The following is a 25,159-nucleotide window of genomic DNA, read 5'->3' as shown; positions in this document are numbered from 1 at the left end:
CCTCTCCTATTATATCCATCCCTGTCATATCCTCCACTATCGTATCCTTCTTTATCATACCTGGAACCATCTCTACATAACCCCTTTTGATTAAATCCTTTCACATTGTATCCATCTTTGTCATAATTGTAGCCTTTTAGATAGTCGACAAAATTATCTCTTGGACTTCTTACTAGATATCTGTTTCCATCCTTATCGCAACCGTTTTTATCAAATCTACGATCTATATATTTATATCTATATCCATCCTTCTTATTCCTTATTCCGCAACCATTATGCTCGTATCCATCTTTATGATAACCATCTTTATTAAATCCATTTACATCATAACCATTTACATCAAACTCTTTTTTAAAGGTAAAAGAAGATGAATCTAACTGAAATTCTGATGATTGTGACAACGCCATAACTGAAGAATGAATCCTACTTGTACTAGCAGATTCCTCTGAAATTTCCATCTCAGTATTACTTGCCGATATTGTTTCGGGGTTATGTACATACATAAATCAATCACTCATTGTTAAATATTCCTTCTTAAACATTATCTAATATAGAAAACGGGTGTGCTAATACAGCGTCAATGTAGTGTAACATGCTAATAACATAACTCTAATAAATGCAATGAATATTGCGTCATTTTTTGCAACAAATTAATAAAGCGATATAACTCTGATAAAATTACTACAAGCGATAAATAAATATCGAAACGGAAGATAATTGTGAAAACATCATAAAATAAGAATGAACTGTACGTTTACTTGCATGATAGATATATTCATCAAATTTATTTCTGTCATATACATTCCCATAAAATTATTTTCTCGAAATAAAAGAGGAAAAATATAAATGAAATTCAGAAGATTATGACAATAACACACGCGAACAAATATCCAGTATCACATCATCACCAGACTATTGTAAAATTTTTATTTCAGCACCAGGGATTGAGGTTGTTTCAGAGTTGGCTTATTATATTTATACGACTATGTTTCAGTGCAGACGAAAATCAAATCAATCCCCTATCAGTGCTCAACATAAATGGCAGCTATAAAGCAGAATAACTATCTTTCTTAATATCTTTTTTATCAACTCCATTTATACTCATATCATTCCTATCAAATCCATCTTCATCATACCCATATCTATCAAATCCTTCCCGATTTAACCCTTCTTCATTGAATCCACATCTATCAAATCCATTCCTATCATATCCATTTATATCAAACCCATCTCTACTATATCCTGTCATATCCAATCCGTACCTGTTAAGCCATTCTTCATCATATCCGTTTCTATCAAATCCTTCTCGATCGAATCCATCTTCGTCATATCCTTTTTTATCATACCCAGCAGCATCATATATAGATCCATTTTTATGTAACCCTTCCCTATTAAACCCCGCTCTATTATATCCATCTTTACCATATTTACCTCTATCCAACCAGTTAATACATGAGCGCTCAGATACTCCAAATGCGTGCCCATTTTTATCATAACCGTTTTCGTCAAATCGATGATCTACGTATTCATATCTGTATCCATTTTTCTTATCCCTTATCCCACATCCACTATGTCCATATCCAGTTCTATGATATCCATCTTTGTTAAATCCATTTCTGTCATATCCATCTTTGTTAAATCCATTTCCGTCATATCCATCTTCATTAAAATTTTTTTTCGAGATAAAAGAGGAAGAGGTAGAATTTGACTGAAATTCAGATAGTTGTGATATCCCCTCAAGTGAAGAAGGAGTCGTACTATCAACAGCAGATCCTTTTGACGTTTTTACCTCAGTACTAAAATCAGTGCTGGATATAGGATCCGTTTCGAACTTATACATAGACATAAAGCAATCACTCATTATCATCATCCTTTCTATAATTGATGATATTAATATCTCTAAAGGAAAAAAACACCTAAAAGTACGCTCGACATAACATGTCCTGCCGAGCGTATAATTCCATTTTATTTATCCCTCATATTTTTCATATCTGTACTCACCTCGACACCTACCGTAACCATATTTATTAATCCCCAATCGATCATACCCAGCATTGTCATAACCACATTTGTCATATCCACGATTATCATATCCATTCTTATCATATCCATCTTTATCGTACCCAAATTTATCATACCCATCCTCGTTTAATGTAGATTCATCATGGAACGATTCATGCTTAGATATTTTTTCAGATTTAGATCCATCTCTATTATATCCTGATTTATTTGCCCCGTTCTTGTTGTATCCATAACCATCAAATCCTTCTCTATCATATCCCTCTTTATCATACCCAAACTTATCGTATCCCTCTTTATCGTACTTGGACCCATCTACATAAAATCCGTTTCTGCGGAATCCATTTTTATCAATCCCATCCCTGTTATACCCTCTTACATTAAATCCATCCTTGTTATATCCTTTTCGATCATATCCCTCTTCATCAAATCCGTTCCTATCACGTCCATATTCATTAAGTCCATTTCGATCATACCCATCCCTATCAATTCCAATTCCATCAGTATTAAAACCAGACCTATCAAAACCATCCTTACCTAATCCGCATTTATCAAAACCATCACCATCAAAACCATCTTCATCAAATACACCTTCTGGATTCTTTTTAATGCAACCATTGCGATCACGTCCGTACTTGTCGTATCCGCGTTTATCATACCCGTCCCTATCAAATCCTCGACAGTTATAACCACTCCTATCATATCCATTCCTATCATATCCTCGGCAGTCATAACCATTCTTATCGTGCCCATTCTTATATCCATACTTCCATCCGTTTTTATCATATCCATTCTTATCATATCCATCTTCATTGTACTTAGATCCAGTTCTATGTAATCCCTCTTTGTTAAATCCGTATCTATTAAATCCGTATCTATCATATCCCTTTCTATCTAGACCTTTTATGTCATACCAGTTTTTATCACATCCATTCCAATCAAATCCATCTTTATCAAACCCATCTTCATCATATTTACTCATGTCTAACAAATCAATGAGCAAGGGAGATTCCAGTTGAAATTTGCATCCACTTTTATCATAACCTTTTTCGTCAAACCTACGATCTATATATCTGTGTCTATACCCATCTTTCTTATTCCTTATTCCATATCCACTATGTCCGTATCCATGCCTGTGATATCCATTCCTGTTAAATCCATTTTCATCAAATTCTTTTTCCGAGATAAAAGAGGAAGAATCTGACTGAAATCCAGATGATTGTGATACATCCATAAGTGAAGAGGCAGCTGTACCAACGCTAGCAGACTTTTCTGCTGAAATTTCTATATCAGCATCAGGTGTGTAATTTGTTTCAGACCTACATGGAGACACAAAATAATCACTCATCACTAATATCCTTTGTACAATTAACGATTACAACCATGCCTTGCACTTTAACGTACTCTTTATTGTTAAACGCACACAACATATAAACAGAATATATTCTAAATAGATATCAATCCCGCATTTCATCAATGTAGCATTGTGACTTATTTATCTATAATAAATAAGTCACAATAATTAATTTTGTATTTTACTATTTAATGACATTCATATATCCAAATCTAGGCATTGTTGCATTATAATTATTTGGTTAGAAATACATGCATACATTTTCTTCACTATAAGTGATATGAGGTTATTAACCTGTACTAAATTCTTATCTTATTATAAGTTATGACAATTTATAAAAACATACTGATCTCATAGTGAAACTTATTTATCTTTATAGAATGATCTTCATTGAATTATCATATGTTAATATCTATGAACCTTAACAATTCAGCTACATCTTCTATATTGGTTTTATATAACAAAAATACTGTAGCAATAAATATCTACATGCTATTGAAATAATTTTTACATTCATTATTATACGAGATCTTCTACTTTTTCTATGCTTATATGATCTGTATCCTAGAAAAGATAATATTGTAAACAGTAGGCAAAAAAGCCAATATAATATTGGCTGTAGATATACCATTACTGATAATTATTATTGTGTCTGTTGAATTATAATTTTATGGTTTGAATGTGTTGAAATTATTAATTTCTGTTATTGCAGTCGCTACTATTGCTTCATGTTGCATTTAACGATAAATTGGGAGGTGGTACAGGTACGAGTAAGTGCTATTACACCAACATCAGATGAATAAATGTAAATTTTGATATCATGATTTCTATCATAGAATCTACCAACAGCATATACAGAGCAAGGATAATCATAATTATGAAATTTACATGGAAAATCACCACTTAATTTTCTACATAAATCCGCATTTTTACTTTGACATGATAAAAATTACTAGTAGAAGAGATATAATTCCAACATTTTCCTACTGCTACTAGAAAAATTAGTTGGACGTAATGTTTCTTCTTGTTCATTGATTACCATGTAAATTATTTACATTCACTATCTTCTACGACTTATAGTTTTGAGCAATTTAAACAACTTTATTGTTTTGTAAGTAACCATTTTTCATATATTGAATTTACATGATGGGGTATTCCTAAGAGGGAAGTATTATCATAAATTACATGACATTTAGGTAGATTAACTAATATAGTTAATCTATACCTTAGACAAGGTTTCCTTCATCTCCCTCAGTTTTAATGTTATCAGATTCTGGTGATAGATGTTGATGTAAATTAGCTTTGTTATTTTTATAAGCTCTGTATCCTAGAAAAGAAAAAATTGTAACAGCGAAAAATAAAAAAGCAATTAATGAAACACCAATTGCACTTATACCTTTGTCGGTTAATCTAGTAATTTCTGTTGAGGCAAAAGTTGCTGATTCAAAACTTGTCGTCAGTGCTTCTGGTGCCATAGTTGTTTTCAAGAATAAATTTCGGTGATATAGGTGAGAGAAAATACTACTGCAACATCCCTTCCAAGTGGGATTGTCGATATCATAATTTTCGTTACAAAATTTACCGTTATTACTCATTAAACCACAAATACTATTGCTATCTACTTTACAGCCAGAGTAACCATTTAATCTTACACATAAATTATTAATATTACTAGTAACAATTTTATTCAAAGTAGACAAGTTAAAATCATCTGTTGGTAGTTTCCAGGGCTTACTGAAATTACTATTGCTACTATTTAATATAATTTTTTGGTATGCCACAAAAGAAGATTTAAGTACCTTACTAACATAAGAATCGTTGTAATCAGTAACCCTAATCAAATTGCACACCGATTCCTGTATTTGACACAAAGTACGAGAAACTTCAATATCTCCTAATTGCGATCCACTTGCATTTTGGGGCATGCTAAAAATTAACAGTGCTAGTGCCACATATCTAATAGATAGAGATCTATTATTAATAAGAGAATGGAAAATAGTTATTTGTGAACTATCTTCATTTTTAGTGACTATAATTTTTGTACATCCTCTTCTTTCTCCATCTCCGAGGTTTTGCAACTCAAATGCATTAGTATCAGTATAATCAAAATCAGTATTACTATATCTGCGAATCATTATTTTTCCTTTGGAAATAAAATCAACCAAACGATAGCATTATAAATTATACCATCTAATGACTTATTATTAATTTTATCTAAAATACTTTCTTTGAATAAATAAGAAGGAAATTATCGCACAGCATGTATAGTATATGTTAATAAATTAATATAAAATATAATAGTGTTGTCAGGTGTTGTTCTTAATCTTAATTAATAATAATTACACTTATTCAACCCTCATTATTACATTGCGATAATTGATTATGCTCTATACTATCGGGTTAAGTTTGCTCTTTTATTGTTCTAAATTCATAGCATCATTAAATAAAATGTTTATTATTTTTCTTTGTCATAGATGTTTCACAATATCATGAAGAAAATTATTACTCATGATTAGCTTTAATTAAACAAAAATACAAGCCAAATAACATGACCTATTACTAGTGGTCGACTTAGGCATAGGTGTGAAATGATATTCCTATTACAATATAAGTTACTAGTTTCAATTATTATATATATGTAATAAACAGGAGTTATATAGTATTGATAAATGTCATTGCCAATAAAAAAGCATAAAATTACTTAACTAACTATTACAACATCCACATAATTTTTTTAATCAAAAATACGATTTTTGCAAGGAATTGATTCTAGTCTTTAATATTAGTTTTAATTTGGAATAATCGCAATACTTTTTAGCAATTACAATCCAGTTTTTTTATTTAAAAAGTAGTGTTTAGTTACCTATTATCTTGAAAATATAAAAATATTTTTTGTATCTCTATAATGAGATTAAATTTATACATTGATTCTAGTAATTAATTCTGCTATCTATGATAGCAGACCATGACGTTATCCCTAAACAAGAACTTCTTCTTCTTTATAAAATTTAACTCTCACTATCAGATAGTTTGAGCTAGTGTGGCGTTGATCAATTTCACTACTGCAGTATCGTCAATCTATATCCTAGAAAAACTCACGTAGCGGTAGCAATAAATAAAAATATAGCTGTTAATGTACCAGTAAGTACATTGTTATTGCCATTATCTGGAATTATTCTTTTTGGTGCCAAAGATGTCGAGTTAATAGTTGTCGTGTTTACAATTCCTGATTCAATAAGGGTCGAATTAATAACATTCTGTATAAAAGTTGAGGATTCAAGGGTTGCTGCATTATAATTTCTGGTGCTTGAGTTGTTGAATTCACAACTTCTGATGCTATAGTAGTTAGAGTAGTACTAGGTGGGATACATATGAAGATATGGTCTTACAGCAACTTTCATAAACGGCAGTGCTAATACTGTAATCTTTATCACAAAATTCTACATTGCTTTCAGAGCAAATGCCAACATCTTGGTGAGTTTTATCTTCGAAATAAAGAAGGTAATCATCTAAAATTTCATGATATTTTAGATCAACATATTGACTCATGCTGTTAAGTAGAGTGACAATATTTTTTCTTGTTTCATAATCTCCGCCATTAGTGTTAGGAATATGTAAAGCAGGATGTAATTTTTTACTTAATCTTTATAATGAATTTGAACTTGCAAAAGATTTTACTAATATACTGTGAACCCTAATAGTGTAGTCTCTTTTTTCAATGCTTATTAATCGACACATTGATCCTTCTAGACTACATAAAGATGAAAGGATGGTATTATCGAATCTGTACCCACTTGCACTTTTTAACACGCTAAAAAAATTATTAGCGTGGTTACCAATCCCACTTAGATGATGGTTTGCTAATTAATAATGAGCTAGTTGGTTTTAGATTTGTCGTCTCTTTTTTGATGCTAGAGTCTGCTTCTGTATCTTCAGTTTTTTCCTCAGCCAAAAATGTACTGATGCTTGAGAAACACAAATGTTTGAGTTTGGCATAGCTCATTTCTTTTCCTGTAAAAAATAAACTTGAATTAATCTATCATGATAATATTAATCTTACAGTTAGCTATTATTGATCTTATGTAGTAAAATTTTATTCAATATTAAGTAGTAATGATTTATTGGATTTATAATATATTTAATTTATAAATATGAATATGATACGTTAACACCGCGAAAATACTTTCGCAAGTTAAATGATTTAAATAATGAAATCAACTAATAACTAATATAAATTTATATATTACATTTTATGCTGCATTTCCCGTAATTAATAACACAAAAAGATCGTGTTTTGTCCCATATTTATATTATTAGATTTTTCATGAGATATTATATTAATATTATTTTTTATAAAATCAATAAGGCAACAAAAGAACACATAACATTCTTAAAAACATACAAATTATAATGATATACAATCAAATACAATATGCCTATAAATTTATTCTGGCCATAAAGTATGCTATCGAGGATAGCATACTATGGTATTAATCCTAAAGGAGAACGGCTTCTTCTCTAGAAAATTTAACTCTTACAGAGTTTGATCTGTTGTGATGTTTATTAACTTTACTGCTATGATATCTATATCCTAGAAAAATGCACATAGCGGTAGCAAGAAATAAAAATACAGCCACTAATGTACCAATAAGTACACGGTTATTACCATTATATGGACTTATTTTTTCTGGTGCCAAAGATGTTGAGTTAATAGTTGTTGTGTTTACAATTCCTGATTCAACAAGGGTTGAATTAATAATATTCTGGATAAAAGTTGATGTATTAATGATTTCTGGTGCAGAAGTCGTTGATTCGATAATATTTTTGATAAAAGTAGATGATTCAAAAGTTGATTCATTAATAACTTCTGGCGCTGAAGTTGTTGATTCAATAATATTTTGGATAAAAGTAGATGATTTTGCGATTTAGGAGATACATGTGACCATGATGGCATAGTATCGGGTGAATGTTATTCAGTTATTTGTGCAGAGGAATGTACCTCACCTAAATCAGGATTATCACTATCTGGAATCACAAAACTTAAAAGTCTTATATTTCCTTTATCTATGCTTAGCATGATAGATTCTTCTAGTGGACTGAAAACATCATGGTGTGTTCTAAAGTTGAAACTTTGCACCTTGGTGTATGCTAGGGATAGATTTAGTACTTTATCATCAGAAGAGAGGTTACCCCTTCTCGAATTTCGCAAAGTTGATGTTGATAAAGTATTTACTGATGTGGTGACTTGGTCTGGTTTAAGTTCGAAGCCATCTCTGCCATTGTCCCTGGATGATTATACTAACCCAAATGATCCTAGGTTTGATCAAGCATCAAGATATGTTAGATCTGCTTTTATTAGTATTGGACCGCATACGCCTTATATAAATACTAAACTTGCCTATAGTGTTTGTCCTGTAACTCATGAAGCATACCGCCGTATCACGAGTACACGCAAGAACTGTGGGATAGGATCCGAATTCCTTAATATGTCTTCTATATATTGCAAAGATATTAGTAAATATATTGTCGATACGGCTACAGGTAACGATAGAATTATAAGCAACAATATAATTCCATGTAACGGTACAATTACAGGAAACGATACAATTCCAGGTAATGATGTGATAACTGATAATTTTGACCTTGATAGTATAACTAAAGATCCAATGGTGGTAATACCATTGTTATTATCGTTAATTTTCCTTTTAGGGATGTTTGTTAATTTTGTTTTAGGAAAGTGTGGGAGTAGTAAGAGGACTATTATCCATTCAGTGAAGGATAAGATATCTGATCTGAGGGCAAGAAAATATCTAGTCTGATGGTAAGATATGTGAGTGGAGAATGATAATAGGTTATCGTTTCTAACATTCTAACATATGTATTATTTCCATGGATAACATTTAGTCACTGTGCTCGTATTTCATTGAGTGAACGTTTGATGATGCCAGCAAAAATTGATTGCTGGCGCCACTTTCTGTTGATATTAGCACTTGTGATGCTTTTAGTTTTTTACCATAGATGCATATCCTATCTTGCTTGTATTGAAGTTATCGATGTTATTATATTTTATCATTATTTGTGAAGGTATGCTTAAAATTAAGTATATATTATCATTTCTATTCCATGTGGTATTAGATTTATTATCGTGATAATTTAATGTGCTGTGTTGAATAAATTGGCTAGAGTTTTAAGGATTTTATGAGAAATTATAATTTGAAAATCTTAAATCTTATGTGTTTATTGTACCCGTATTTAATCCCGGCAATTGTTACTCAATGTTTTTACTTTACTTAAGTAATTTAAAGTAGCTATTGTTTGCAGTTGCTGTTAAAATAAGCTTACTTTGTTTATGATAAAATAATAATATAATATGTGACTTTCAACTGTTTTTATTGTATTTTTCATGATTAACACAATAGTTTTCTTTGGAAAAATTGATTATATTGTTGTTGAAATTAAGGATTATACTAGCAGATTGATTGCACGATCATACCTTTCATAATTTTATTAATAATAATTATTAATGTATTATTATCGTACTTTAACAAATTAATATTTCAACTTTTGTGGTATGAATTCATAGATTTTAATCATTATGTTGGTTAATAAATATGCCAATGTAGAAGTGATTATGATGATTTTGTCTTGCTGTATTATAAATGCGGTCTAAATTTACGCCTATTTGTATTAGAAAATAATATTTTTTCATACTTTAAATATAGAATAACAAAATTAAGTTGTAAGTTTTAATCAATAAATTATTGTGTATATTTTAATTGCCGGACAACATGTTTTGGGGTCGTATTATCTTAATTTATTTGCAACGTTTCATGCGAATTATAACAATTTGTATTATAGATTGTGTGATTGAGATAATTACTAATTTTACTAATATATAATTAATAATTGTTGTATTGTAGATCATATAAAATAAAAATACTTATAAGGTTGCAGTGCAAATTAAATAGTAAAGGTAAAAAATGTTAACATTAACTAGTAGCAGATGCTTAACAGGTGGGTGCGATTTAGGTGATACATGTGGCCATGATGGTATAGGATCGGATGAATGTTATTCAGTTATTTATGCATTATGCAGAAGAATGTAAATTACCTAAATCAGGACACCACTAACCACTATCTGGAATCATAAAACTTAAAAGTCTCATATTTACTTTATCTATGCTTAGCATGATAGACTCTTCTAGTGGGTTGAGAACAGCATGGTGTGATCTAAAGTTGACACTTTGTTCTTTGATGTATGCTAGGGATAGATTCGATACTTTATCATCAGAACTTCGTTTTCCCTTTGACAAAGTTAATATTACTAAAGTATTTCTTGATGCGTTGATTGGCTCAGGTTTAAGTTTGACTCCATCTCTGCCGTTGTCCGTGGATGATTATACTAACCTAAATTATTTTAGGTTTAAGAATGCATCAAAATATATTAAAGATGTTTTTAATGGTCTTGACCCGTATTCGGAAATTAGTCATATTTTTATGTGAGTATTAAAATTTATGTTGTCAATAGGAATGCTGTAACTCGTGAAACACACCGCAATATCATGAATACAGATAAGAACTGTGGTATAGGATAAAAATACCTTGATATGTCTTCTGTATATTGCAAGGATATTAATAAATATATTATTGGGATGATCCCAGGTAACGATATAATAATCGATAGTTTTGACCTTAATAGAATGACTAAAGAGCCAATGGTGGTATTACATCATTGTTTTTATCGTTAATTTTACTTTTAGGGATTGTTGTTAATTTTGTTTTAGGAAAGTGTAGGAGTAGTAGGTGGTGCAGAGCTACTGTCAATTCAATGAAGGATAAGATATCGGAGCCTAGAATGAGAATTGATTATAGTTTCTAACATAGGCCCTATTTTCATGGGTAATGTTTTTATCATACTTATTTGTTGTTTATGTTTTATGATATTAGGTACAAGTGAGTATAGCGATACTGTCGCAATCATAAATGATGATAATAAAATTTCAATTAGTCATTTATTGTTATTGTGTTTCATTGAGTAAGTGTTCAATATTGCCGGCAAAAAATTGATTGCTGGCGTTGCTTTATATTGATATCAGTACTTGTGATGTTTTTAATTTTTTACCATTGCTACGGATCCTGTCTTAGCATGTTTTTGATGCTCAATGTCCATCTGTGATTGTTTTATGGTGTATTTTTAGGCACTATAAAGATGATGATGTTGGTTTTAGATTCAGTGTTTGTTGTATTGTTAGGGCTAATGAAGTGATTATTGTTATTTTTAAACCGATTGTATTTATGGTATTTAATGATTTTTATCCTTAGTTCTAGATAGTATAAATTGTGTTGCTATTATATTGATATTTTTCTGGTGTAAATAATAATTAATTTTATTTCTGTTCATGTTATAAATAAATACAATTAACGAAAGTATTAGGCGTACTAAATTCAGAAGTTTTTATGATGTGTTTTTAATTTAACAAATGATAAATTTTGTTCATGTTTAATTAATAATTAGTCTAGATTTGTTGCAAATTTATTTTAATTTTTATTGTTTTAGAGCATTAACCAGAAAGTGGTTTTAGGGCAATTATTACTGCCATTATGTAAGTTGCTCTAAATTAATAATATGGCAGAAATATAATACATACATAGTAGTTTTTATATCGATGATAATTATTAGCTTATGCTTAAAATACTCATGCATTCATACTCTTATGAAATTACGTAACTTTATTTAATATCGTGCCTATTTTAAGTATATGTTGCATATATTTGCGCACTTGGTATTCATTGTAGTATCAATGATATAATTGCCTATTTTTTAATAAAAATTACCAACGTTATAGTTATAATATTATATTAAATAACCTGCATCTACTTACTGCTGCGAATTCTAATTATCATTAAATTATTTTTATATCATATATTGTTTAAATATAAACAATATATTAGAATTATATAAATCATCTATTGATGGTAGATCAGAGTCAGATACTGTATCTGAAGTTAAAACATCGGTAGTCAAAGGAGTAATTGTTGATGAAAAACTCTTAGAAGCTAAAAAACTACTTAACCCTTGACAGGCATTAAAAATTACCTTACCAACACCTACAGTTCGGTTAAAGCTAGGCGCGTACAAGTCAAATGCTCTAACTACAACACAATACCATCGCAATCAGATGGCAAAACCTTAATTAAGTTAAGTAGAGCAGAAAAATTTTAGCAAATGTAGTATTCGGTATCGATAGTTTTTAAATGAACAAGTTAATATTAATATTGAGTACTGAGTATCATCATCAAATAATATTATTCATAACAAATCCAAAATAACAGGGTTAGAATTAGCAGCAAATTATATTTGTTTCAGTCCCAGTTAACTAACACTCAAATATTAAAAATTATAATGCACTAATATAATTACCATCAAATTCAAAGTAAGGATATTTACTTCCTTACAATGAAATTGTGGATAGGCATTAAGAAAGAAATTTACTGATTTAGATCATAAGTACATTATAACCAACTGGACAATTATAATTACTCAATTTCGATACTAGACATCACAATTTCTCTTCCAGAATCCATATCTGACATTTGTAAAGATGGCAAATAATCAACTGAAGACCTCACTAACTCAAGATCTTTTATTCTATGACTATCTTTTTTTATAGACTTGCTTGGATATCCACCAAAAATACGTTTTTTTAGGCGAAAACACGCTAATAATAAAAATAACATGGAAAAAAATAATACTGTAGCTATAGAAATCATCTCTGCACCTTTTTTAGATAGCACAGATGGAGATATCGACGGAGACGGACAAACTAAATCCTTGGTCGGTTCCTCAAAAACAAAGAAATTACTTAAATCTTTGCAACCACCAAAATGTATCCTGCCACGATTATCAACATGGGAATAATAAAAATTTATATAATCTTCTGAATATACACCTTGGGATAGTAACCCATTACGTATACTATTGTAATAATAACTCACTCTACTAAACGAATCATGTAACTCATTATCTGAAAAAGCACTAGAAGTTACAATTCGGTCCCTACCGAATGAAGATATTAGTTCTTTTCTTACATCATAATCAGAAAGACCTAATTGTTCGAATACCATAGGGTAATCAACCCTTATTCTTTCAATATTTGATTTTAACACGATAAAATCACACACACGCGATGCAGATAACAATACAGATGGAAATTTCTCATCAAAGCTTTCATCAGTAAATACATTATCAACCATTTTTTGACCAGCAACACCATCAATAAAATAACCCAATACAGATGATACCATAAGAGACTTAGAGATAAAAATAATTGTTTTTTTGAGGGCTCTAAAATCCCACTTTATCACAAATCTATCATCTGCAACATCCTGAGAAATACAATGAAGCGAGGAACAAGATTGTGCATCTATTGTACTTAATGTACATTCCGTTGAATTACTAACTTCATCGTCAACTTGATTAAACGAATTAACATTAGATATCACCATCGCTAATACCTCGAAAATTTCAATAGTCGATATACTATACATCTCTATTTTTTACCTAAAATAACTTTCAATATTTATCAGACTAATTAATTAACAAGTTATGCATAAAATAATATTGTTTATCTTTAAACAATATATGATATTAAAATAATTTAATGGTAATTAGAATTCGCAGTAGTAAGTAGATGCTGAATTATTGATTTCCATAATTTTGGCATCCAGAATTGTATATGTTGTTAGTTCTACTATCTTTATTGAACACAATAATTTCCTTTGGCGAATCTGAATATATTTTTGTTGAGATTAAAAATTATACTCGACAACTGATTGCACGATCATATCTTTCATAATTTTATTAATAATAATTATTAATGTATTATTGTCGTACTTTAATAAATTAATATTTCAACTTTTGTGATATGAATTCATAAATTTTAATCATTGTATTGGTTAATAAATATTCCAATCTAGAAGTGATTATGATGATTTTGTCTTGCTGCATTATAAATACGTTCTAAATTTACGCTTATTTTTATTAGAAAATGATATTTTTTCATGCTTTAAATATATAATAACAAAATTAAGTTGTAAATTTTAATCAATAAATTATTGTATATATTTTATATTGCCGGATAACATGTTTTTGGATCTTAATCTTAGTATCTTAATTTATTTGCAACGTTTCATGCAAATTATGACAATTTGTATTATAGAAAAAATAGAAATTGTTTGTACGTGTTGTTGAGATAATTATTAATTTTATTGACACATAGTTAATGATTTCTGTATTTGTGGATAATATATAATAAAAACGTAGTGCAAATTAAATGATGTTGTCACTAAGTGTCCTGTAACTCGTGAAACACGCCGCAATGTCATGAACACAGATAAGAACTGTGGTATAGGATCAGAATGCCTTAATATATCTTCTGTATATTTCAAGGATATTAATAAATATATTCTCGGGATGATCCCAGGAAACGATATAATAATTGATAATTTTGGCCTCAATAGTATGGATAAAGAGCCAGTGGGGGTAATATCATTGTTCTTATCGTTAATTTTTCTTTTAGGGATTGTTGTTAATTTTGTTTTAGGAAAGTGTAGGAGTAGTAGTTGGTGCAGAACTACTGTCAATTCAATGAAGGACAAGATATCGAAGCTTAGAATGAGAATAGATTATCGTTTCTAACATAGGCACTATTTTCGTGGGTGATATTCTATCATACTTATTAAATCGGTGTAGTGGCTTGTTGTTTATGTTTTATGATAGTAGGTACAGTGAGTATAGTGATATTGTTGCAATCATAAATGATGATAATAAAATTTCATTTAGTCATTTATTGTTATTGTGTTTCATTGATTAAATGTTTAATTGCCAGCAAAAAATTGATTGCTGGCATCACTTTATATTGATATTAGTACTTGTGATGTTTTTAATTTTTTACCATTGCTACGGATCCTGTCTTACTTACATTGTGAAGTTATCGATGTTGTTATATTTTGGCCTTATCTGTGAATGTATGACTAAATTTAAGTCTATATTATCATTTCCATTCCATGTGGTATTAGATTTATTATCGTGATAATTTAATGTGCTATGTTTAATAAATTTGCTAGAGTTTTAAGGATTTTATGAGAAATTATAATTTGAAAATATTAAATCTTATGTATTTATTGTACCCGTATTTAATTACGACAATTGTTACTCAGTGTTTTTACTTAAGTAATTAAAAGTAGCTATTGTTTGCAGTTGCTGCGAGAACAAACTTACTTTTTTATGCTAATATAATATGTGACTATCAACTGTTTATTTATTGTATTTTTTATCAAAAATATTTCTTGGTGTGGCTCATAAGTCAAATAATCATGGATAAGAAGAGGTAGTTGTGATGTCTGATATTATTATTGAAGAGATTGATTTTGTATGTCGCTAGAAAAGTAGCATTGTTTGTTTTATTATTAAATATTGTTGTAATTTTTATTTTCTTATTAATGATTTATAACCTTGCGCACTAATAGTTGCTCGTCGGTTAATACGGTAACTATTTTTTTACAGTAATTATTTTGGTAATTAATTCTTTTTTCCAATATTATATTTGCAGTATGTATGGCGTATAATTACAATTACTTGTTTTTAGGAAATTAAAGTAAGGTGTGGTCATTTGCGTATTTTATTGAGATATAAATCAATCCATTTTGTTAATTAGTAATTAATCAAATCTTATAAATTTCTTTTATTAAGGATGTTAATCTGTATATAGTGTGTCGATAGTTGCAATTTTACAGGCGGTTCAGAAATGGAAAATCCTAATGTTAATTCCTTTAATTCATTTAGTGATTGTGAGTGCAATGGTTCAGCCAGGTATATATCGCGCTATCATCCTCCATTTAGTTTAGTTTCACAGATTACTACGGGTAGCGATTCTATAAGAGAAATTTGCAAGTTGGCTGCCATGAAAATTAAAAAAGCACCATGCTTTCTTGCTAGTGCAGTTATGTTATCGACTGTGTTTGGCAGTTTTATTGGAGGGGTTGATGCTCAAGTTTTTCGTGAAGGATCAATTGGTATGCTATTATCATTGAGTATATGTAAATTACTTATACTTGAATCAACTTTTGATAATATTAAGCTTAATCATCCTTCTTTAGTTAAACTAAGAGAGCTTCCTATTGTTGATGTTGGATCACATTTGAAGTCATTACTCGGGAAGAGTTATATTGAAAATGAAGAACGCATTTCAGGCTCAGTTGTTAATGAGATGTTAAAGTTTGAATCTTATTATGAAGAAATGTTGCTTAATATATTACGATTAGAGCACAAAGATCAAAAAATTATTTCGTCTTATATTCCTAATATCACTATAGCTGTTAACGATAATATGGTGACTTTTTGCGGTTGTCCAAGATTAAGTAAATTTTTTGTGTCTAAGCATCATAAATCAATACTTAACCATTTAACCGATATTTTTCCAACTCAGGTTACAGCATGTGGTGATTTGGTTGTTTCGCCAACATCTTATTTATCTAGAGATACTGTAGCGATTATTTTTGTGGTAGGTTTTTTAATATTTGCTTTGATATTTTACTTATTAATGTGTTTTCGCTTCAGAGGATGTAATTTTAAAAAGAATATGAGTTTAAAATCAATTGAAAAAGATAGCGATAGAAGAGTAGACCTAGGATTAGTAGATTTTTATTCGAGTGGTGACCCATTATCTTTACAAATAGGTGATGATAGTCAGGATGAAGAAGTAGATTTAGAGGTGCTAGAGGTAACATAGGTGTTTTTTATTGGTCAACTTAAAGCATGTTTTTGATGCTCAATGTCCATCTGTGATTGTTTTATGGTGTGTTTTTAGACACTATAAAGATGATGATGTTGATTTTAGATTCAGCATTTGTTGTATTGTATTTGTTGTATTGTTAGTACTAATGAAATAATTATTATTATTTTTAAACCGATTGTATTCATGGTATTTGATGATTTTTATCCTTAGTTCTAGATAGTATAAATTATGTTGCTATTATCTTGATATTTTTCTAGTGTGAATAATAATTAATTTTATTTCTGTTCATGTTATAAATAGATATAAGTAATGAAAGTATTCGGTGTACTAAATTCAGAAATTTTTATGATGTGTTTTTAATTTAATAAATGATAAATTTTGTTCATGTTTAATTGATAATTAATCTAGCTTTGTTGCAAATTTATTGTAATTTTTATTGTCTTAGAGTATTAACCAGGAAGTAGTTTCGGGGCAATTATTACTTCCATTATGTAAGTTGCTATAAATTAATAATATGGCATGAAATATAATATTATCAACATAGTAGTTTTTATATCGGTGATAATTATTAGTTTATGTTTAAAATACTCATTAATTCATATTCTTATGAAATTACGTAACTTTATTTAATATCTTCCCTATTTTAAGTAGATGTTGCGCATATTTGTGCACTTGGTATTCATTGTAGTATCAATGATATAATTACCTATTTTCTTAATAAAAATTACCAACATTATAGTTATAATATTATATTAAATAACCTGCATCTACTTACTACTGTGAAGTTTAATCATCATTAAATTATTTTCATATCATATTTTGTTTAAAGATAAACAATATTATTTTATGCATAACTTGTTAATTAATTAGTATGATAAATATTGAAAGTTATTTTATGTAAAAAAATAGAGATATATAATGTATCGATTATTGAAATTTTATCGGGGTATTAGAGATGGTGATATCTAATGTTAATTCGTTTAATAAAGTTGATGATTCAACTGAATGTACATCAAGCGCAATAGATGTACAATCTTGTTCCTCGCTTCGTTGTATTTCTCAGGATGTTGCAGATGATGGATCTGTGATAAAGGGGAATTTTAGCGCTCTTAAAAGAACAATTGTTTTTATTTCTAAGTCTCTTATGGCGTCATCTTTATTTGGTTATTTTATTGATGGTGTTGCTGGTCAAAAAATGATTAATAATGTATTTACTGATGAAAGCTTTGATGAGGAGAGATTTCCATCTGTATTGTTATCTGCATCGCGTGTGTGTGATTTTATCGTGTTAAAATTAAATATTGAAAGAATAAGTGTTGATTACCCTCTAGTATTCGAACAATTAGGTCTTTCTGATTATGATGTAGGAAAAGAGTTAATATCTTCATTCGGTATGGACCGAATTGTAACTTCTAGTGCTTTTTCAAATAATGAGTTACATGATTCGTTTAGTAGAGTGTACCATTATTACAGTAGTATACGTAATGGGTTACTATCCCAAGGTGTAGATTCAGACGATTATATAAATTTTTATTATTCCCATGTTGATAATTGTGGAAGGATACATTTGGGTGGTTGCAAAGATTTAAGTGATTTCTTTGTTTTTGAGGAACCGACTAATGATTTAGTTTGTCCGTCTCCGTCGATATCTCCATCTGTGCTATCTAAAAAAGGTGCAGAGATAATTTCTATAGCTACAGTATTAATTTTTTCCATGTTATTTTTATTATTAGCGTGTTTTCGCCTAAAAAAACGTATTTTTGGTGGATATCCAAGCAAGTATATAAAAAAAGATAGTCATAGAATAAAAGATCTTGAGTTAGTGAGGTCTCCAGTTGATTATTTGCCATCTTTACAAATGTCAGATATGGATTCTGGAAGAAAAATTGTGATGTCTAGTATCGAAATTGAGCAATTATAATTGTCAAGTTGGTTATAATGTATTTATGATCTAAATCAGTAAATTTTTTTCTTAATTCATATCCACAATTTCATTGTAAGGAAGTAAATATCCTTACTTTGAATTTGATGGTAATTATATTAGTGCATTATAATTTCTAATTTTAATTTGAGTGTTAGTTAACTGGGACTGAAGTAAATATAATTTTTCTTTCACAGGGCATTTGTGTGCTTTTCTTATATTAGAATCAGATGTTGATAAGTTTGAGGTCAGATATTATATATCATCACCTAAATAAGAAGATTTGTCTGCTACTTATGTGAAAATTGTTACAATACTAGATGGTATCATAGTTAAAATATATTGGTTGTGTTAGTTGTCTTACCATTCCTGTTGATCTTTGTGTAATTATTACTAATAATGATCTACACATTACCCGATGTTAAAAATAATTATATCTGTTATAGGGAGATGGATTATATTATCGAAGTTAAAAGGATTATAGATCAATAATACTATACATTGATAATGCTATTATTATAATTATGTTCAATGAACATAATTATAATGTGAAAGATATATATGGTTGCTCAAATTTACATGGATTATTAATCTATAAGAAGTATTTACCACAAAATTTAATACTGTAACAGTAAGATCAGGTACTGAACTGATTTTATCGTAATCAATAATGGCAGTTATGATTTATGTATTTGCTGTATGAGTTTTTTCTTTGAAATCTTTGGAGAAAAGTGTGTTTTTTCTCCAAAGATATATACGAAAATATAATATTAATCAAGATGAGGTTTTTAGAAAAAATTATGGGTATAGTTATTTGTTATTGTAACAAATGGTGCTGCATAAGGAAGAGGTTGGTAGTTATGGTGTTTGATACTGTTTTGGGGATAGTAGATTTATAATTATGTTGTGCTTATTATATGAGTTGTTATGCGGTGATAAAATGGTATGTTTTCATTTTTAAAGTTATTGTTGTTTCATATATTTAAATCAGTAATTTTTAATTTTATTGGTGCTAGTTTTAGATTTTATATCTGCACTATTGTCTTGATGCATTTTTATATTTTTTATGAATTTTTTCTAGCTAGTTAATAAAATTGTGATTTTTATTTAGGTATTACATGATTTTATTTTTGCGTTAAGCATTATTGAGCGTTGACGGGAATTATTTTACTAAATTATTAGTGATTATCCTAGAAAGTTAAAATTAATGTTTTTCTATTTTAAAGAAGATAGATGACAAATTTAGTGGCACCACACTAATTTTTTATATCATCATCATCAATTTTAATTCGCATAGTAATGAAAGTCTATTTATCATGATAATGACGAGTTTATTTGGAGCGCTCATGGATAATTTGTAGATTTTTAAAAATTGCGGTTGCGACTTGTTTTTTATCTATTAATTTTGTCATCACTTTATCTATATATTAATTATGTTTTTTAGTTGATGGTAATATAATATAATTATTTATTGTTAATTAATTATGAAGTATTAAAATACATGCGATGCTTTATTGTACTTTATGTAAAACTATTTGATAAACAATTTGTTAATATAACTAATTATCGAAGTTAAAGACTTGCTTTTATCGAAAGTACCCATCTTATACTATGAAGTCATATTGAAAACTTTATAGGAATGACGAGAGTGGTAACGACTAATATTGGTTTTTTAAATGCAGCTGGTAATGATAGTGGATGCAGTGATTCAATTGATAACTATTCGCTGCTTAGTTCGTTTTCCCAGATTACGGTTCCATGCAATGTAATAAATAGAATTTGTGATTTACCTAATTTGGGGCGGAGAAAAATTCCTTTTCTTGTTAAGGCTGTTTTGCTTTCCACTGTAATTAGTGCCTTCGTTGGAAATGCTAATGCTGTTGAAGATAGTGATTTGTCGGCCTATGTTGAAGAGCTTTGGGGGTCATTGGGATCAAGCATGTGTGCCATAATTTTTATTGAATCATCTTTTGATAGCTTTAAAGAAGAAAATCCTAGGTTAAGATCATACTCCTATAATGCTGAAAAAGAGTTAATGTCTGTTGCTGCATCAAGTAAACTTGTAAAAAGTTCATATGTTGGAAACCATCAACTTTTAGAACTTATTTCATCACAATTAGGATCTAAAGTAAATTCTATGATTTTGGATTTCTTGACAAGATTAAAATCAGTAGGATTATACGGAGAAGATCCTGCTAATATTATTAGTAGGATTATTAGAAGGGGTAGAGTAGATGTTACATATTGTCCAACTATAAGTGAATTTATTGTTGATGCAATTACTACAACAACGGAGGTATCTGTTACTACATCAACACTTGCACCTACCACTACATCAACACTTGCACCTACTACTACGTCAACGCTTGCAGCTGCTACCATGTTAATACTTGCACCTGCTACTACGTCGACACTTGCATCTTCTACTACGGTGACATTTGCACCTACCACTACGTCAACACTTGCACTTTCCACTATTTCACAGCTTTTAGATGCTACTGCAATTAATACCACATCGATGTTTGCATCAAATGCATCAATATTTTCTGCTTCTGATGTATCAGTAAGTAAATATGACTTTAAATATATTATGTCTTTAATATCTAAGGAAACTATGTTGATTTCTTTTGCGGTAACTATATTCATAGTTGCTTTGGTATTTTTCTTTTTGGGATATAGGTGTTCTAGTACGAAAAAATGCAGACGTGGTGAGAGTATTTGTTGTGAATCTAGAAAAAAAACTAGATGTAGAAGGGATGATTCATCGGAATTTCCATGGCTTGCTCCATTACCTGCACGAGTAGATGGTGGTTATGTAAGGGAAGTACTGGGGGGGGAGCGGGAGCGTGATGATTTGTTGGTGTAATGACTACGAGTGCAATTAATTCTATATTAGGATCTATATATTAATTCATGTCATTAATTTTTTGAGTTGCTTTTATTCTTGTTTTTAGTGATTAATGGATAATTAATTTCATATTATACTTATTATTTTGCACATATTATATAATCATTAAAATTATATTGTGCTAGCTTTGATGTTGCCTAATTATTTTGTCCTAATCTTTTAATTATAATTAAGGGAGGTAAATATTTTTGAATATGTATAACTAATTTTTAGTCACATTAAATAAATTTAATATAGTATATTTGGGGCGTGATAATTTTCTTGATCCATTACATGAGTGAAAGTGCTGTATCATGACGATGTAGATTATGTAATGCGCCAATTGTTTCCTAGTATGATGGTATAATTATTATAAAGCATTTTCCTATTTTATCGTGCCTTAAATGTAAAATTACTTTATAGGTATTTGATCAGTTAGTAGAGTTAAAATATTACTTTTTTTGAAATGTTTCTTGTTGCACTATGGCAATATAATTTAGATACGTTTTTTCGAGAGTACTGTAAATGGTTATGTCTGATATAGATTTTTTGAACACGGCTAAAGAAGATGGATGTAATAATTTGTCTTTAGATGATGCTAGTTTACCTTCTTCATTAGGTCCGGTTTTACAGGTTGTTGTTCCTACCGATTCGATGAAAAGAATTGGTGGATTATATAATAGGGCACTTGTTAAAACTGTTATTGTTTCTTCTATTCTTGTTAGTCTCATTGGTAGTGCTGGTTCTGAGATTATTTCTGACCCAAAGTGGGAGGTATTGAAATCAAGAGTGTGCTCCATGCTTTTTTTGCAGTCGAAATCTGATGAAATGAGTAGGTATTTATACAGAATTTCCAATGGTTCTTATAGCGGGGAGTATTATAAAATCGCTATAGTTCCATCGTTAGGTCATATAATTGGTGAATTGTCTTTTTTCAGAAGGAGCTCGGCTGATGATCATCAAGCCAACGTCGTCATAATGCAATTGAATAACAAGATAAAATCGATATTAAGTGAATTGGCTTCAATACTATTTAAAGCCAGTAAAGTTTTACCAGTAGATATGGAAAAATACGATCCTCGTTTACTTGATTCAGAGAAATATAGATTTTATGTTGGAAACATTAGGCACTGTCCAGATTTGTATGATTACGTTGACGACAATATCGACATTCTAACAACAGATACTACTATATCGACAACTGATTATGTGGATTATATGAGAAGTTTATTAGTTATTTTGGGAGCGATTGTATTTAGTTTTATCTTCTTATTTTTATTACTAAGATGTAAATGTTCTCGTTTAAAAATTTTTGGTGTTGCAAAGCGTGCAGTTAGAGTTATGGGTAGGAGAATCTTGGATTAATAAAAAATCCATATGTTTTTGTGATAAAAGACTTGGTAAAATTATAAAGTTGGTTTTTGTTGAGTTGTGTATTTTTACGATAATGATAGTGCTGTGTTTGTGGTGTTTTGAGGATACCAGAAGTGGGAATGTATAATAATGGTAATGAAAAGGTTTAATGTTAGTTTTTTGAATACAGTTGGTGATGATAGTAGTAATTTATCTGGAGAATATTCGTTGATTGACTCATTTTCACCTGTTGTTATTCCTTACAATGCAATTAGTAGGATTAGTAAATTTTCTAATAGAGCACTTGGTAAGGCTGCTCTTTGTTTTTCTATACTAGCTAATCTTGTTGATTGTGCTGATGCCGAAACTATTTCTGAATTGAGGTGGGAATTATTGAAATCAAGGGCATGTGCCTTGATTTTTTTGCAATCAAGAGCCGACGAATCTTTTAGGTTGTTTCAGAACTCTTCCCATGCTTACTATTTGAGTATTGATGTGATACCGGCATTAAAATCTGTTCTTGGTGATTCGGAGAAATTTTCCAGGGACTCTACTGATGATCATCAAGCGGGACTTATTATAGCGCAATTGAAAAGTAGTTTCTATTGGTTACTGAATCAATTTGCGGTAAGAATTAGTTTTGCGAAGAGGATATTACAAGTAAATATAGACAGCGATTTTTCTTATGGATCTGCTCTTAGAAGGATGAACGTTTACTCTGCAGATATTAATTATTGTCCCAATTTGTACGATTACTTTAATGATACTGTTCCTACATCAATTTCAGAGGCTATTACTTCAACGGTTGATCCTATATCAAGGTTTGGTCTTGATACATCAACAACTGATCCAATAATGGATTTATCGGTTATTTTTTTTGCAACTATGTTAATTTTTACTTTTATGTTTTTATTGCTAAGATGTAAACGTTCTCGTTTAAAAATTTTTGGTGTTGCCAACCGTGCAGTCAGAGTGTTAAGTAGAAAAATTGTGACCGAAGCTAAAATTCCATAAATTATTTTTTGGTAAAAACTTGGTATTGTTTTTGTAGTTATTTTTTTATTATTTGTGAATGATAAATTTTTATGTTTTAGTGAAGATGAACATTGCACTGTACTGCAATGTTAATTGTGTTTTTGAATGTCATTGTTTCTTAAGTTCTTCTTTATATGTATTAGATTTATGTTTTCCATTAACGTGATTACTTTGTTTGATCTAAAATTATGCATAATGATCAGGGTGGCATGTCTTTGGGCGTTATTGTGCTGGTAATTTCTAATACTTTTAAGTGTCGTAAGTTGCGGTACGTAAGATTATTGTTATTTTTCCTATTTTCACCTTTTCTTGTTTTCAAACCTACTTCTTTGTTGATGTATTGATGGCAAATGATCAATAACTGATTCATGTTATTGTTAAATTTTTATTGGTTTTGGATTTGTGTCTTCAGTGATTATGTGCATTTTGAATATTAATTAATGTATATAATTATCTATTTTTTTAACTAATTATATTAGTATCATGTCCTTAATATGATGGCATATATAGTTCAACTAGTTACTACTAAGAAGTAGAATTATTTGCATGTTTTATTGGGATGTGAATGAAATTGGCTAGTATGAAGTTTGTTAGCTAAATAACTAATTAATAAAAAATGTTGAAATTTACTTTCATAAAAAATACCGAAGCATATAATATTTAATCTTTGCAATTTTATAAGGGCACTAAAGTTGATAATTCCTATCCGTAGTTCATTTAACATATCAAGTTATTCAAGAAGCTTTATCGCAGATAATTGTTTGTTACTTAGTTCGGTTTTACAGACCATTACT

Annotated in this window: 18 protein-coding genes; 11 read left to right on the top strand and 7 right to left on the bottom strand. The window is 29.5% G+C overall.

What is annotated here, in order from left to right; genetic code table 11:
• From Arg41_RS08215 to Arg41_RS08010, 6 genes are all read right to left on the bottom strand, one after another.
• The coding region (locus Arg41_RS08215) for a hypothetical protein (protein ID WP_242641421.1) at nt 1–503 on the bottom strand (503 nt) is incomplete at its 3' end.
• 542 nt (nt 504–1,045) lie between these two features.
• The gene (locus Arg41_RS08020; RefSeq protein WP_157722322.1) at nt 1,046–1,861 is read right to left on the bottom strand and encodes a hypothetical protein; all 816 of its coding nucleotides are present in this window, start codon (nt 1,859–1,861) and stop codon (nt 1,046–1,048) included.
• A 108-nt stretch (nt 1,862–1,969) separates the two neighbouring features.
• A complete protein-coding gene (locus Arg41_RS08375) occupies nt 1,970–3,367 on the bottom strand; it encodes a hypothetical protein (protein WP_242641420.1) in 1,398 nt (465 codons plus the stop codon).
• A gap of 1,232 nt (nt 3,368–4,599) precedes the next feature.
• Nucleotides 4,600–5,508, bottom strand: a complete 909-nt coding sequence (locus tag Arg41_RS06945; protein WP_092490647.1) for a hypothetical protein — start codon at nt 5,506–5,508, stop codon at nt 4,600–4,602.
• A 1,210-nt stretch (nt 5,509–6,718) separates the two neighbouring features.
• The gene (locus Arg41_RS08210) at nt 6,719–6,922 is read right to left on the bottom strand and encodes a hypothetical protein (RefSeq protein WP_092490646.1); all 204 of its coding nucleotides are present in this window, start codon (nt 6,920–6,922) and stop codon (nt 6,719–6,721) included.
• A 283-nt stretch (nt 6,923–7,205) separates the two neighbouring features.
• Nucleotides 7,206–7,376 carry a hypothetical protein gene (locus tag Arg41_RS08010; RefSeq protein WP_157722321.1) on the bottom strand — a complete coding sequence of 57 codons (171 nt, stop codon included), beginning with the start codon at nt 7,374–7,376 and terminating at the stop codon, nt 7,206–7,208.
• A 596-nt stretch (nt 7,377–7,972) separates the two neighbouring features.
• On the opposite strand from Arg41_RS08010, the gene Arg41_RS06935 reads away from it, so the two are divergent.
• From Arg41_RS06935 to Arg41_RS06925, 3 genes are all read left to right on the top strand, one after another.
• Nucleotides 7,973–8,302, top strand: coding sequence for a hypothetical protein (locus Arg41_RS06935; protein ID WP_092490645.1), 330 nt, complete (start codon nt 7,973–7,975; stop codon nt 8,300–8,302).
• A 146-nt stretch (nt 8,303–8,448) separates the two neighbouring features.
• The gene (locus tag Arg41_RS06930; RefSeq protein ID WP_092490644.1) at nt 8,449–9,192 is read left to right on the top strand and encodes a hypothetical protein; all 744 of its coding nucleotides are present in this window, start codon (nt 8,449–8,451) and stop codon (nt 9,190–9,192) included.
• A gap of 1,369 nt (nt 9,193–10,561) precedes the next feature.
• Complete coding sequence (locus Arg41_RS06925) at nt 10,562–10,876, top strand: hypothetical protein (RefSeq protein WP_157722320.1); 315 nt, start codon at nt 10,562–10,564, stop codon at nt 10,874–10,876.
• A 2,034-nt stretch (nt 10,877–12,910) separates the two neighbouring features.
• On the opposite strand, the gene Arg41_RS06915 is transcribed toward Arg41_RS06925, so the two are convergent.
• Nucleotides 12,911–13,921 (bottom strand): hypothetical protein, encoded by a 1,011-nt coding sequence (locus Arg41_RS06915; RefSeq protein WP_157722319.1) that lies wholly within the window; start codon nt 13,919–13,921, stop codon nt 12,911–12,913.
• 835 nt (nt 13,922–14,756) lie between these two features.
• Between Arg41_RS06915 and Arg41_RS06910 the strand changes: the two genes are divergently transcribed.
• From Arg41_RS06910 to Arg41_RS08000, 8 genes are all read left to right on the top strand, one after another.
• Entirely contained in the window at nt 14,757–15,071 is a 315-nt protein-coding gene (locus tag Arg41_RS06910) for a hypothetical protein (protein ID WP_092490641.1), read from the top strand.
• A gap of 1,108 nt (nt 15,072–16,179) precedes the next feature.
• Complete coding sequence (locus Arg41_RS06905; RefSeq protein WP_092490640.1) at nt 16,180–17,163, top strand: hypothetical protein; 984 nt, start codon at nt 16,180–16,182, stop codon at nt 17,161–17,163.
• A 961-nt stretch (nt 17,164–18,124) separates the two neighbouring features.
• On the top strand, nt 18,125–19,090 hold the full coding sequence (locus tag Arg41_RS06900; protein ID WP_092490639.1) for a hypothetical protein: 966 nt from the start codon (nt 18,125–18,127) through the stop codon (nt 19,088–19,090).
• 731 nt (nt 19,091–19,821) lie between these two features.
• On the top strand, nt 19,822–19,989 hold the full coding sequence (locus Arg41_RS08005) for a hypothetical protein (RefSeq protein WP_157722318.1): 168 nt from the start codon (nt 19,822–19,824) through the stop codon (nt 19,987–19,989).
• A gap of 749 nt (nt 19,990–20,738) precedes the next feature.
• A complete protein-coding gene (locus tag Arg41_RS06895) occupies nt 20,739–21,956 on the top strand; it encodes a hypothetical protein (RefSeq protein ID WP_092490638.1) in 1,218 nt (405 codons plus the stop codon).
• A gap of 552 nt (nt 21,957–22,508) precedes the next feature.
• Nucleotides 22,509–23,342, top strand: a complete 834-nt coding sequence (locus Arg41_RS06890; protein ID WP_172792683.1) for a hypothetical protein — start codon at nt 22,509–22,511, stop codon at nt 23,340–23,342.
• A gap of 138 nt (nt 23,343–23,480) precedes the next feature.
• A complete protein-coding gene (locus Arg41_RS06885) occupies nt 23,481–24,344 on the top strand; it encodes a hypothetical protein (RefSeq protein ID WP_092343370.1) in 864 nt (287 codons plus the stop codon).
• 209 nt (nt 24,345–24,553) lie between these two features.
• On the top strand, nt 24,554–24,709 hold the full coding sequence (locus Arg41_RS08000) for a hypothetical protein (RefSeq protein WP_157722317.1): 156 nt from the start codon (nt 24,554–24,556) through the stop codon (nt 24,707–24,709).
• Nucleotides 24,710–25,159 lie beyond the last annotated feature (450 nt).

The sequence above is a fragment of the Candidatus Ichthyocystis hellenicum genome (genome assembly GCF_001460935.1).
Lineage (GTDB): Bacteria > Pseudomonadota > Gammaproteobacteria > Burkholderiales > 2013Ark19i > Ichthyocystis > Ichthyocystis hellenicum.
Note: the sequence above shows the minus strand (reverse complement) of the source record. Positions and strands in the feature narration are given on the sequence as shown.